General features: G+C 63.4%; 12 protein-coding genes, 1 tRNA gene and 1 pseudogene. 7 read left to right on the forward strand and 7 right to left on the reverse strand.

Annotated features, from left to right (window positions below; genetic code table 11):
- Positions 1-101: 101 nt before the first annotated feature.
- Positions 102-869 (reverse strand): tyrosine-protein phosphatase, encoded by a 768-nt coding sequence (locus tag LGN17_RS18815; RefSeq protein WP_226198105.1) that lies wholly within the window; start codon positions 867-869, stop codon positions 102-104.
- A 444-nt stretch (positions 870-1313) separates the two neighbouring features.
- On the opposite strand from LGN17_RS18815, the gene LGN17_RS18820 reads away from it, so the two are divergent.
- The 4 genes from LGN17_RS18820 (at position 1314) to LGN17_RS18835 (ending at position 4422) form a co-directional block, all read left to right on the forward strand.
- Positions 1314-2027 (forward strand): class I SAM-dependent methyltransferase, encoded by a 714-nt coding sequence (locus LGN17_RS18820; RefSeq protein ID WP_226198106.1) that lies wholly within the window; start codon positions 1314-1316, stop codon positions 2025-2027.
- Between the two features lie 154 nt (positions 2028-2181).
- A tRNA-Pro gene (locus LGN17_RS18825) sits at positions 2182-2258 on the forward strand.
- A 140-nt stretch (positions 2259-2398) separates the two neighbouring features.
- Positions 2399-3607 (forward strand): outer membrane protein assembly factor BamC, encoded by a 1209-nt coding sequence (gene bamC, locus LGN17_RS18830; protein ID WP_226198107.1) that lies wholly within the window; start codon positions 2399-2401, stop codon positions 3605-3607.
- A 524-nt stretch (positions 3608-4131) separates the two neighbouring features.
- On the forward strand, positions 4132-4422 hold the full coding sequence (locus LGN17_RS18835; protein WP_226198108.1) for a putative quinol monooxygenase: 291 nt from the start codon (positions 4132-4134) through the stop codon (positions 4420-4422).
- A gap of 40 nt (positions 4423-4462) precedes the next feature.
- Here LGN17_RS18835 and LGN17_RS18840 read toward each other — a convergent pair whose 3' ends face one another.
- The 3 genes from LGN17_RS18840 to LGN17_RS18850 all read right to left on the reverse strand — a co-directional run bounded on the left by LGN17_RS18840 (position 4463) and on the right by LGN17_RS18850 (position 6063).
- Positions 4463-4720 (reverse strand): hypothetical protein, encoded by a 258-nt coding sequence (locus LGN17_RS18840; protein ID WP_021162409.1) that lies wholly within the window; start codon positions 4718-4720, stop codon positions 4463-4465.
- 136 nt (positions 4721-4856) lie between these two features.
- Positions 4857-5129: a hypothetical protein gene (locus tag LGN17_RS18845; RefSeq protein ID WP_175952958.1), complete on the reverse strand. Its 273-nt coding sequence runs from the start codon at positions 5127-5129 to the stop codon at positions 4857-4859.
- Between the two features lie 217 nt (positions 5130-5346).
- Positions 5347-6063: a YdcF family protein gene (locus LGN17_RS18850; protein ID WP_226198109.1), complete on the reverse strand. Its 717-nt coding sequence runs from the start codon at positions 6061-6063 to the stop codon at positions 5347-5349.
- A gap of 157 nt (positions 6064-6220) precedes the next feature.
- Here LGN17_RS18850 and LGN17_RS18855 point away from each other — a divergent pair, with 157 nt between their 5' ends.
- Positions 6221-6538 carry a hypothetical protein gene (locus LGN17_RS18855; protein ID WP_011351791.1) on the forward strand — a complete coding sequence of 106 codons (318 nt, stop codon included), beginning with the start codon at positions 6221-6223 and terminating at the stop codon, positions 6536-6538.
- Between the two features lie 59 nt (positions 6539-6597).
- Here the strand turns inward: LGN17_RS18855 and LGN17_RS18860 are convergent, their stop codons facing one another.
- The 3 genes and pseudogenes from LGN17_RS18860 to LGN17_RS18870 all read right to left on the reverse strand — a co-directional run.
- Positions 6598-7818, reverse strand: coding sequence for an ISL3 family transposase (locus LGN17_RS18860; protein WP_226197338.1), 1221 nt, complete (start codon positions 7816-7818; stop codon positions 6598-6600).
- A 227-nt stretch (positions 7819-8045) separates the two neighbouring features.
- A complete protein-coding gene (locus tag LGN17_RS18865; RefSeq protein WP_226198110.1) occupies positions 8046-8297 on the reverse strand; it encodes a hypothetical protein in 252 nt (83 codons plus the stop codon).
- Positions 8298-8498: 201 nt separating this feature from the next.
- A pseudogene (locus LGN17_RS18870) lies at positions 8499-8894 on the reverse strand (transposase); the annotation flags it as partial.
- A gap of 431 nt (positions 8895-9325) precedes the next feature.
- On the opposite strand from LGN17_RS18870, the gene LGN17_RS18875 reads away from it, so the two are divergent.
- Together LGN17_RS18875 and LGN17_RS18880 are read left to right on the forward strand one after the other, a co-directional pair.
- Complete coding sequence (locus LGN17_RS18875; protein WP_226198111.1) at positions 9326-10228, forward strand: LysR family transcriptional regulator; 903 nt, start codon at positions 9326-9328, stop codon at positions 10226-10228.
- 75 nt (positions 10229-10303) lie between these two features.
- Positions 10304-11515 (forward strand): pyridoxal phosphate-dependent aminotransferase, encoded by a 1212-nt coding sequence (locus LGN17_RS18880; protein WP_226198112.1) that lies wholly within the window; start codon positions 10304-10306, stop codon positions 11513-11515.
- Positions 11516-11659: the final 144 nt, after the last annotated feature.

An 11659-nucleotide genomic window follows, 5' to 3' on the forward strand; every position in this document is an offset into this window, starting at 1 on the left:
AACCCGCTCCAGCCTTGGCCGGTGCGGGTTTCGTCGGATTTGCGTTGCAGCGGGCGCGGCGCGGATGCGATCCGGCCCCGTCGCGGCGGCGCGCAGGTCGGTCAGGTCAGCATGTGCTGCCGGATTGCGTTCAGCGTCGCCTGGCCGAGTTGCAGGCCGTTCGCGATATACGACGCCATCGAGCCGTACGACGCGGTGACCTGATCGAATGCCGCCTGCAGATAGTCGGTGTGTGCGCCTTGCAGCGCGGTCATCATGTCTGCCGCATTTTGCCCGCCGGCTTTTTGCGCCTGGGCGACCGAAGCGGCGATTTCCGAGGCGCTATAGACGTTCGTTAGCAGATAGTCGGCGAGTATCGTCTGTTCGGACGCGCCGAGGATCGTGTGCAGGATCGCGGTTGCCCAGCCCGTGCGATCCTTGCCGGCCGTGCAGTGGAACACCAGGTTTTCGCCGGAGGCAGCGAAGCCGGTGAAGAGCGCGTGATAGCTGGCATGCGCGGTGTCCGACGTGACGAACGCGCGGTACATGCTCGACATGAAAGCCGTCGCGGTGGCGCCGGTGGTCGGGATCGGATCGATGCTGGCGGCCCCGAGCACGTTGAGGTTTTGCCAGGTGGCGCCGGCCAGCGGCATATCCGGTTGCGTCTTGATCTCGGCGGGCGTGCGCAAGTCGCAAACCTGCCTGATGCCGAGCGTGCCGACGGTGGCGACATCCGCGGCCGACAACGCGAGCGCGGATGAACGATAGATCACGCCTTTCTTCATCCTGGCGCCGCTCGTTGTCGTGTAGCCGGTGCCGTCCGGCCCGGCCGTGTCGCGAAAATTCGAAGCGGAACTCAGCCGCGGTGTCGTGACGGGCGCGACCGACATCGAGTCGCCTCCGCATGCCGACAGAAACGATGCGCTTCCCAGCGCCATGCCTATCGTGCCGACGCCCAGCCGGAGAAAATGTCGACGGGAAATTTCGTTTTTCTGATGCATTCAATGCCCTGTGTCGGAGACGGTTACAAGAGGTCACGACCGCGGTGGTGACCGAAGTCGCCGCCCGTATCACGCGCGACGCGGCAAAGCCGGGGCGGCCGGATCGATCGGCAAGCAGTCGGACGGTTTGCCCGCGCGCATCGATCTCGCGCCGGGTAATCGCACGGTAGCGATTTGCGGCGAACCGGCCATCGTCCTTTTCGATTAGGTTGGAAAGCGGGTTGCCACTGTCGGTTGCGCGTTGGGGCAGGTAGGATCGGCGGCAGCAGCGAGGTAAGATCGGTAGCAGTGACTATATCGACCAAAGCACGGTGGCCATCACGGGGAAGCGTCATGGATCTCAAGGAAGTCGACGTATTGGGTGCGGGCGTGGGCGATCACTGGTACTACGCGTCGAAGGCGAGTGCGATCCGCCGGTTCCTGGGGGCGCCAGGCGCGAACCGGATACTCGATGTCGGTGCAGGCTCCGGCTTCTTCTCGAAGCACTTGCTGGAGCGTACGCAGGCGACGGAAGCTTGGTGTGTCGATACGAGCTACGCCGACGATACCGATGGCGAGGCGGCCGGCAAGCCCATCCACTTTCGGCGATCCGTTGATCGATTCGATGCCGATCTCGTGTTGCTGATGGACGTGCTCGAGCATGTCGACGACGATGTCGGTCTGCTCACGCAGTATGTAAAGGGTGCGCCTTCGGGCAGCCGCTTCCTGATCACGGTTCCCGCGTTCCAGTTCCTCTGGAGCGGTCATGATGATTTTCTCGAGCACAAGCGCCGATATACGCTCGGCAGTCTCGAGGACGTGGTACGTCGCGCGGGGCTCGACGTCGAGCACGGCGCCTACTATTTCGGCCTCACGTTTCCGCTCGCGGCAGCGTTGCGGCTCGGCGAGCGCGTGCGTCGGCAACCGAGCGCGCCGGCGTCGCAATTGCGTCGCCACCATCCGTTCGTGAACGGCCTGCTCAAGACGATCTGTCGGATCGAGTTGCCGATGTTCCGTTTCAACCGCGTCGCCGGGCTGACGGTCATCTGTGTCGCACGCAAGCGGTGAAAGCGAGGCCGTGTGGCTGGTGCGCAGGGCGCCATGCCATGCGCGTCGTTGCTTGCATCGGAACCGCCGCACCCAAAAAATTTCACAAGAACATTCACAAAATGCATGCGACCCGTTCTAAATCGGAAAACTGTCTGTTATAATTTTTTTCTTTCGGGGCGTAGCGCAGCCTGGTAGCGTACCTGCATGGGGTGCAGGTGGTCGGAGGTTCAAATCCTCTCGCCCCGACCAGACAAGAACCCGCGTCAGCTTAAGCTGACGCGGGTTTTTTCTTGCCCGTCGCTTTTTTGCACATCGTGGCGCGGCCCCGGTAAAATGCAAGGTTGATCCACGGAAAGCGCCGTGATTTAGCGGAAGAGGATTCCCCGAACATGACTGATCTTCGTCTTACCATGCGGTTCGCTGCAGTGCTCGCCACCGGCGCGCTCGTTGCCGGTTGCGGTACGTCGTCGCCCACGAAAGTGGACTACAAGAGCGATTCGAAATCGAAGGAAGCGTCGCTCGCAGTGCCGCCCAATATGCTCGACGAGACGGCCGATCAGCGTTCGCTGCCGCCCCAGGGCGGCGCGACTTCCCTGTCCGCGCTTCAGCAGGTCCAGCAGGCAGCGCCTGCGCTGGACACTGTCGCTCCGGCCGTGACCGGCATGCATATCCAGCGCGATGGCACCGAGAGCTGGCTCGTGATCGACGGCAAGCAGCCGGCCGACATCTGGCCGCAGGTTCGCCGCTTCTGGCAGGAGCAGGGCTTCCTGCTCGTCGTCGACCAGCGCGACAAGGGCGTGATGGAAACCGACTGGAACGAAACTCATCCGCAGATCAACGACGGCCTGATCCGTAGCGTGATCTCGAAGGCGATGGGCAACTCGTACGTGACGGCCGAGCGCAACAAGTACCGTACGCGTCTCGATTCGGCGCCCAATGGTGGCACCTATGTCTTCATCAGCCAGAAGGGGATGCGCGAAGCGATCACGGGCTCGAACAACGATTCGAGCAAGTGGGAGCCGAAGCCGAACGATCCGGCACTCGAGACCGAATACCTGAAGCGATTGATGGCGGTGCTCGCACAGAACGAGCAGCGCGCGAAGAACGGCGAGCCGCCAATCGCGAACATCAAGGACAACACGGTCCCGAAGGACAAGAAGGCCGACACCGACGCATCGTCGAAGGCTGCTGCAGCGATTGCCGCGCAAAACGTCTCGCGCACGTCGGCGCAAGGCAACGATGCGGCCGACGCTGCCGTTCCGTCGGAAGTCACGCTTGGCGAGTCGTACGACCGGTCGTGGCTGCACGTCGGTCTCGCGCTCGATCGTGCGAACTTCACGGTCGACGATCGCGATCGCACGAAGGGCCTGTATTTCGTGCGCTATGTCGATCCGAAGGATCTGACTTCGGCCGAGCAGGGCTTCTGGAGCCAGTTGTTCCACGGCAAGAAGGAAAAGCAGGCGAAGCAATACCGTGTCAACGTGAAGGCACTCACGGCCGACCAGACGCGTGTCGCGGTCGTCGACGATTCGGGCGCGATCGACACGTCGTCACCGGCTCGCCAGATCATGGGCCTCCTCGTGAATCAGCTCCGCTGATTTCGGCGTTTCTCCGCACGACTGAAAAGCCCGCCACATGGCGGGTTTTTTTATGGCCGCTCGCCGGAGCGCGCCTGTGCTGGACGTTCGGTCCCTCCTCGTGACGTTACGTAACATCCGCGCGTTACGGCGGAAAAACGCATGCGGTACTGTCGGTTGGAAAAATTTTCCCTTATAAATCAACGAGGTGGTCGGTTTGGTGCAGCTGGCACGCAACCTGCTTTATATGTTGAAATTGTTGGAACAGGGAGGATGGCGTCAGATACCGGGGGTGCGCCGCGAGCGCCCGATAAACAGTATCGACGTCTTCGAATGTCGGCGCGACGAGCGTCGGCGCAACTGATGACGATCCGCGCCAGCGTGCGGATCTCGATGGCCCCGTCGCCTATCCTCGTAGGGCGACGGTTTCGCCCGCGCTTCTCTGAAGCGCGGGCTATTTTTTTGGGGCCTCCGGCGGTGCGGTGCCGGCGCAGCCGATACGTGATGCGCGTATTCTCGTGCTTTTCCAGAGGAAGGAGGCGGGAATGGCGGAAATTGCAGTCGTGGCGCTGATCGTGGCGAAACCGGGCGCCGAGGAGAAGTTGCGCGCCCAGCTCGAAGGGATCGTCGAGCCGACCCGCAACGAAGCAGGGGCATTGCAGTACGACCTGCATCGGGACTTGAGGGAGCCCGCGCGGTTCGTATTCATTGAGCGCTGGGAAAGCGAGGAGGCGCTGGCTGCGCATGCGCGTTCCGCGCACATTCTCGCTTATCGCGAAGCGGCCGCGGACTGGATCGAGCGTTCCGAAATCCGCGTGCTGTCGAAGCTCGTTTGAGCCGGGTGGGGCGACCGGACGTGTCCGGTCGCGGGGTGCATCAGTGCGACGTGTTGGGTACGTCGAGGATCAGGATGATCGTCCAGTCGGCGTCGCCGTCGTGATGGTACTGGCGCTCTGCGACGATGAACGGTTGCTGCTTGCCTTGCGGGCCGAGGAAAAGCACGTCGCCCTCCATCGGCAGGCACTCGATCGGCGGCAGCGCGAGGAACGCGTCAGCCGAGCCGCGGGGCATCAGTTGCTTGATCTGGCGAGTGGCGGCTTCGGTCCACTCGATGTCGAGTTGAATGTTGCTCATGCTGTCCTCCGCACTGGGGTGCGCACGGGTGGAAAATTTCGGTGCGCGACTTTAGCACAGCGCACGGGCACCGCAACCAAAAAAGCCGAACCCGGTTGCCCGGATTCGGCTTTTCGCTTGTGCGGTACCGCCGAACTTACTGGCTGGCAGCGTCTGCGGCCTTGGCAGCCTTCTTCGCAGCAGCCTTGTGGTGAGCAGCCTTCTTGCCGTGGTGATGATGATGCTCTTCCTGCATCGCCGGCTGTGCGGCTTCAGCCGCCTGCTGCTGTTGCAGTGCCTGTGCGCGCTGCTCGATCTCGGAGATCTTGGCCGGATCGGTAATCGTCTTGATTTCCGTGCTCTCTTGCGCATACGCTGCGCCAGTCAGCGCCGACATCGCTACCAGGATAGCCAGGGACGTCTTCTTCATTGCTTTACCTCCGCTAAGTGGTGATGAACCCGAGTGTTGCCGTTTTGTCTGGCGACTGCAATCGAGTGCGTGTCGAGTGTAACAAAAGTGACGGATCAATGTGCATCGGATCGTGGCGCGACGCAAGGCCCCGTTGAAGTCGCGCAACACTTCGCACGTTTCGTCACGCGCTTGCCATCGCCGCCGCAGTCATTTCGGCCCGGTTTTCCCGCAGCCGTTAGAACCATCCAAGCCATCGATAGACATGGAACTGAGCGATGCCGACCAGTTCGTGCAGCGCTTGCTCGGCGTTGACCACATTGAGCCAGCGCGGCCGCCAACCCGTTTGAGCGCGTCGGCGATTCGCATAAACGGGCTGCGGATCGATCCCGAAACGGTGGAAATCGAGTAATGCGCGGCGCATCTGGTATGACGAAGTGACGAGAATGCGTGCGTCGTCATACTGTGAGCGTAGTATAGATGCAGTGAATTTCGCGTTTTCGTAGGTTGTGCGGCTATCCGGTTCCAGAACGAGATCCGCGGGCGCGACGCCTTCGGCGACGAGTTGGCGCCCGTATACGGCAGCCTCGGTTTCGCCGTGATTCTGCGGGTCGCCGCCCGACATTACCACGGTGCAGCGCTCGGCCTGCTGCCGGCAGGTGCGGTAGAGCGCGGCGATCTTGTGGATGCGGGCGGCTCCATCGGGTGGCGGCTGCAGCCCGGAGTCGGTGCGCTTCGTTCCGGCGCCGATGAGTATCAGTGTGGTCCGTCCGTGCATGTCCGGGTGCTCGACGGGTACGACGCCTGCCTCGCTCCAGGCGATCAGCGGCGCGGCGAGCCAGCCCGTCGCGAGCAGCCAGAACAGCGCAACGGCGGCGATCGAGATGATTCGTCGCCGCTTGCGGCAGAGCATGAAACAGATGAAGAGAAGTACAAATGAATCGAACAGAATCAATTTGATTGGGGTATGGTGTCTTTTTATGGACGGCTGACGATCCGGCCCTGATGCGACGCCGAACGTCGGCCCCCAGAATCGGTGGCGGTATCGGCGGGCGGTGACGCCGCCCGGCGCGCCGCTTCGCATTGTCGCTGCACTTTAAGAAAGAATCGAGATGGCCACGTATTCCAATGAAGCGGTGCTCGACGCATTGAGACGAGTGCAGTACCGCCAGGTACCGTGGGCGCGCCGCCCGGGCGTGTTCGAGTATCTCCGTTCGCTCGGGCTGATGGACACGGTCAGGCAGAAAACCGTTGCTCCAGCGCCGGGCTTCCATGCACCGGTCGACATTGCCGTGCTGACCGAAAGCGGTCGAGCCGAATTCTCGCGCCTCGAGCGCGACGAGAAATTACTTTCCTGGACAGATCGCCGCATGGCCGACTACGCATTGAGCGAAGCGAGTGCCGTGGCGATTCTCGAAAGCCGCCTGTAGCGGCCGATCATCCCGCCGCCCGCATCGCCATGCGGCTGGCGACGCCCCAAAAAAAAGGTTCAACGGGGAATTCCGGGGAACGCGGCGCGGATCTTGAGGAAGAAGTACTCCTCGTCGCGGTACCCGTAAGCCCGACGCTTAATGACCTTGATGGTGTTGTTGATGCCTTCGACAACGCTGGTATTGAGCGGATGGCGGCAGCGGGTCACGATTCCGTGCCAGTAGCCCTGCAAGCGCTCGGCGAACTTTTGCAGGGCGGCAATCCCGCTTTGCTGGGCCTGTTCAAACCATTGCCCCCAAGCCTTGTCCGCCCAGGCTGGCTTTCGGTAGAACCAGAGCCGTTTGAGCTCGTCGCGTAGCACGTAGACGCATAACAGCGACTGATTGGCGGCCAGCAACTCCCTCAACTGCACGGCCTGTTCTGGCTTCAGATTGTGCCGGTTGCGCAGTAACAGCCAGCGGCTGGACTTCAGAACCTTCCGGGCCGGCTTGTCATGTCGAAGTTGATTGGCCTGATCCACACGTACCCGGTCGATCACTTCGCGGCCGTACTTGGCCACGACGTGGTACAGGTCAAAGACGATTTCCGCTTGCGGGCAATGCTCCTTGATCTCCAGCTCATAGGCCGTGGTCATGTCGATGGCGACCGCTTCGATGCGCTCGGCGACACCTTCAGGCAACTGTTCGAAGAAGGTTCGAGCCGTTTCGCGCGAGCGTCCAGGGCCCACCCAGAGCACTTGTCGGCCGATCGGATCGACTACCACCGTGGCGTAGCGATGGCCCTTATGCAGCGCAAACTCGTCCATCGCCAGATAGCGGATCGTCGACCAGTCCGGCTCGGCCACGCGCGCCCGCAGGCGCATCTTGTCGATCGCTTTGACCGTGTGCCAGCCCAGATCGTAGAAGGCCGCCACCGCCTGCACGCTGGCAGCCTGTAGCAGCTTCTCGCACGCCTTGGCGAAGCGCTCCGTCACTCGTTGGTAGCGGCCCAGCCATGCAAGCTTCTCCAGTCGCGGGCCACCGCAGCGTTCACACCAGACCCGGCGACGAGGCACATGCAACACCACCCGGTATTCGAACAGCGGCAGATCACGCACTCGGCGAACCGTCGTCTCGTGGATCTGCTGGCAGCGTGCACCGCATTGCTCGCAGTACATGACCTTGCTGACTGGCTTCAGATACAGCGATAGCGTGCGGCCTTCGCCTTCCGGCCATTCCACACGCTCCAACCGATAACCCGTCCAGCAGCCCAGCGCCTGCAGTGCTTTGCGATCCAGCAATTTGGCCTCCAACGCCCGTTTCTAGCGGCATCAGATTACCAATTGCCTCGAAAACCTCCACGGTTTTCCACGATGAACCAAAAAAAAGCCCGTATCGCGAGGATACGGGCGTACCGGATACTTTTGCTGTTGCCACGCTGTGCTCATGGCAACGTTGTGACTCGTCGCGTGCGGCGCAGTTCCCGGCCGCGGGTATTTTCTTGGGCGAAATCCCGAAATTGGCAGGACTACGGATGACGCGGTACGTCGGACGGCTGCGAGCCGATACGCGCTCGCGCATTGCTGGCGATGTCGCCGCGCAGGTCGCCACGCGGCACGGTCTGCCGGCTGGGCGGGTTGGCGGACGGCGGCTGGCGGAGCGTGTTCCGGTGATCCTGCTGGCGATGGGGCGGCTTCGCGCGATCGTCGGCATGGGCTGGAGCGGACAACGCCAGGGAAATGACAATGCCGCATGCAACGAGCAGTGACATTGGTTTCATGGCGGGGCTCCCTTCAAGCCGTCGACGCGGCCTGTTGATATGTCGCTAAGGTAAGCGTGGGAGTGCAGGCTTGCTGTAAATATTGGTAAATAGATGTATCGCGGCACGACAACGGTAATCGACGGCAACGCGGGCGTCGCGAACAAGTCGCGTCGCAGAAAGAAACCGGGCGGCCGAGGCCGCCCGATCGAGCATTCGTTACGCCATCTTCACGGGCGCGCGCCAGGATTCCGGGTTGGTCCAGAAGGCGCCGCGCAGTCGGTCGCGGCTCGGCGGTGCAGGCGGCTTCGCAGCGCTTGCGCCGATGCGCCCGCGCAGGGAGATCTGCCGACCGCTCGTGCCGAGTCGCTTCACGATTTCGGCGAGCGTGCCGTCGGCCTGCCATTCGTCGAAGCGACGGCGGCAAGTCGGCGGCGACGGATAGCGGCCCGGCAGCTTCGACCAGCCTTCTCCGGTCGACAGCACCCACAGCACGGCGTTCACCACCGAGCGGGCTTCCACCCGGGGGCGGCCGCGCCGCTCACTCCGTGCGGGTTCCGAGCAAAACAGACCCTCGACCAGCGCCCACTCGTTATCTCTCAAATCGTCGAACAGCATCATGTCCTCACCTCAGCGAAGCTAACTCCGGTGCGCTGCCCTGCGCCGCGCACTCTTCAAGCACTCGATCGTCGAGTGCCGGGTGGGGGCGTCCGGTTGGCCGGCAGCGGCGTTTCTGCTCTTCCGTCCGACGAAACCTGCGCCCTGTGCGTCAGGTAATGCACGAAGCGTGCCATGTCGGAGGTAATTCCCTCGAGAGCCGCTTGGCAGCGAGCTAACGGCTAAGTCAGCTAGGGGCGTATAAGACGCCAAAATAACCCACCAGCAAATCGGGACAATCACCAATCTTGTGCAGTTCGCCCGCACCACGTGCGTTCGCGGATGTATTGCACCGCAGCGAAACATGTGGGGCAGGTGCCTGATTCGTACATCGACGCCGGATTCGCGCATTAAAATCGCGCATCGATATCGAAGATTGATGAGGTCAGGAAATGAACGTCACGCTGCGCCAGCTTCGCGTCTTCATCGAGGTCGCGCGGCTCAAGAGCTTCAGTCGCGCGGGTGACGAGATCGGGCTCACGCAGTCTGCAGTCAGCCGCTGCGTGCGCGAGCTCGAGGCCGAGCTCGGATTGAAGCTGATCGACCGCACGACGCGCGACGTGCAATTGACCGATGTCGGTGCGAACCTGATCGCGAGCGTGTCGCGTCTGCTCGACGATCTCGACGACACGCTGCGAGAGATTCGCGAGATCGGCGAGCAGCGCCGCGGGCGCGTGATCGTCGCAGCAAGCCCGACGATTGCGTGCCGGCTGATGCCGCGCGTGGTTGCATCGTGCGAGCGCCAGTTTCCGTTCGTGACGCTCGGATTGCGCGACGACGTGCAGAGCGACGTGTTGCGCAAGGTGAAGTCGAGCGAGGTCGACTTCGGTGTCGTGATCGGGCCGCTCACGGTGGCCGATCTGGTCTGCGAATCGCTGATGACCGATTCCTTCTGTCTGGTCGCGCGCGCCGACCATCCGCTCGCGGCGCGTGCCGAGGTGCCCTGGACGGCGCTGGACGGCGAGCGCCTCGTGCTCCTCGATCATGCGTCGGGAAGCCGGCCGCTGATCGATGCCGCGCTGGCCGCCCATCGCGTCAACGCGACGGTCATGCAGGAGCTTGGGCATTCGGCGACCGTATTCGGACTCGTCGAGGCCGGCGTCGGCGTGAGTGTGCAGCCGTGGCTGTCGCTGCCGCTTCCGGCCGACTCGACGCTCGTCGCGCGGCCGCTCACGCCACGCACCGAGCGTACGGTCGAACTCGTGCGCCGCCGCGACCGGTCGTTGTCGCCCGCTGCGCAGGCGATCTGGGAACTCGTGCGGCAGATGCCTGCGAGGGCGGAGGATCTCGACTGACGCGCTCCGACGCGCGCCAGTTCGGCTTAGGGGCCGGTACACTACGCGGATCGTGTTCCTCGAAGGTGGTTCTCGATGGCGCATTTCGCAGAGTCTTTTCCGGTGCCCGGCGCGCCTGCGGCACGCGACGCAGTGCACGCGTTGCGTCCGTCACTGATCCGGGAGGTGGCAAACGCCGGCTTTGGCGTGCCGGACATGCTGCCGTTCTGGTTCGGCGAATCCGATCGCGTGACGCCGGACTTCATCCGCGACGCCGCGGCGGCGGCGTTGCGCGATGGCGCGACCTTCTACACGCACAACCTCGGCACTGCGCCGCTGCGCGACGCGATCGCGACCTATGTCAGCGCTCGTCACGGTGTAACGACGGCCGACACCGTGGCCGTGACGAGTTCGGGCGTGAGCGCGCTGATGCTGGCCGCGCAGATGCTGGTCGGTGCGGGCGAACGCGTCGTCGCGGTCACGCCGCTGTGGCCGAATCTCGTCGAGATCCCGAAGATCCTTGGGGCTCGGATGGAATGCGTCCCGCTCGGCTATGACGCTGCGGGCTGGCAGCTCGATGTCGGGCGGTTGCTTGCGGCGCTGACGCCCGATACGCGGATGCTTCTGATCAACTCGCCGAATAATCCGACCGGCTGGACGATGTCGCGCGACGACCAGCAAGCCGTGCTCGCCCATTGCCGTCGCCACGGCATTTGGCTGGTTGCCGACGAGGTGTACGAGCGGCTCGCTTTCGACGCATTTGGCGCGGACGGCGCGCCATCGTTCCTCGACATCGCATCGCGCGACGAGCGGGTCGTGGTCGTGAACTCGTTTTCGAAAGCGTGGGCGATGACGGGCTGGCGCCTGGGGTGGCTCATCGCGCCCGCAGCGGTGATGGCTGACCTGGCGAAGCTCGTCGAATACAACACGTCATGTGCGCCGGGCTTCGTGCAGGCAGCGGGGGAAGTCGCACTGCGCGATGGCGAGCCGTTCGTACGGTCGTTCGTTGCGGCGCTGCGCGATGCGCGCGATCACCTGGTTGCCGCGCTGCGTACCCTGCCGGGTGTCGAGGTGCCGCCTCCGTCGGGCGCGATGTACCTGTTTCTGCGCCTCCCGGGCGCGTCAGACAGTCTTGCGTTCTGCAAGACGCTGGTGCGCGAGGCGGGGCTCGGTCTTGCACCAGGGCGGGCGTTCGGCCCGGAGGGGGAAGGGTTCGTGCGCTGGTGCTACGCTTGCGATCCGGCACGACTCGACGCGGGTGTCGAGAGGTTGCAGCGGTTCCTCGCACTCGGCGCAGCCGTCCGCTGAAGCGGGGCCGGAGCGGACGCGACGCGCTGGCGGCGGCTCGTTCGGCTCATCTTTACGCACCGGGCAATTTTGCGTAATATGGCGCTCAGTCACGCGGTTCCGTCGTTGAGCCGTGCTGTTCCGTCCGGTTTGGGCCTGGCCTGA

Origin of the sequence: Burkholderia sp. AU30280 (genome assembly GCF_020420125.1) — a bacterium.
In the GTDB taxonomy this organism is placed as follows: domain Bacteria; phylum Pseudomonadota; class Gammaproteobacteria; order Burkholderiales; family Burkholderiaceae; genus Burkholderia.

Coding starts and splice junctions, on each gene's coding strand:
- LGN17_RS18815 (WP_226198105.1), bottom strand. CDS start 869: ATGTCGGTCGCGCCCGTCACGACACCGCGGCTGAGTTCCGCTTCGAAT.
- LGN17_RS18820 (WP_226198106.1), top strand. CDS start 1,314: ATGGATCTCAAGGAAGTCGACGTATTGGGTGCGGGCGTGGGCGATCAC.
- bamC (WP_226198107.1), top strand. CDS start 2,399: ATGACTGATCTTCGTCTTACCATGCGGTTCGCTGCAGTGCTCGCCACC.
- LGN17_RS18835 (WP_226198108.1), top strand. CDS start 4,132: ATGGCGGAAATTGCAGTCGTGGCGCTGATCGTGGCGAAACCGGGCGCC.
- LGN17_RS18840 (WP_021162409.1), bottom strand. CDS start 4,720: ATGAGCAACATTCAACTCGACATCGAGTGGACCGAAGCCGCCACTCGC.
- LGN17_RS18845 (WP_175952958.1), bottom strand. CDS start 5,129: ATGAAGAAGACGTCCCTGGCTATCCTGGTAGCGATGTCGGCGCTGACT.
- LGN17_RS18855 (WP_011351791.1), top strand. CDS start 6,221: ATGGCCACGTATTCCAATGAAGCGGTGCTCGACGCATTGAGACGAGTG.
- LGN17_RS18865 (WP_226198110.1), bottom strand. CDS start 8,297: ATGAAACCAATGTCACTGCTCGTTGCATGCGGCATTGTCATTTCCCTG.
- LGN17_RS18875 (WP_226198111.1), top strand. CDS start 9,326: ATGAACGTCACGCTGCGCCAGCTTCGCGTCTTCATCGAGGTCGCGCGG.
- LGN17_RS18880 (WP_226198112.1), top strand. CDS start 10,304: ATGGCGCATTTCGCAGAGTCTTTTCCGGTGCCCGGCGCGCCTGCGGCA.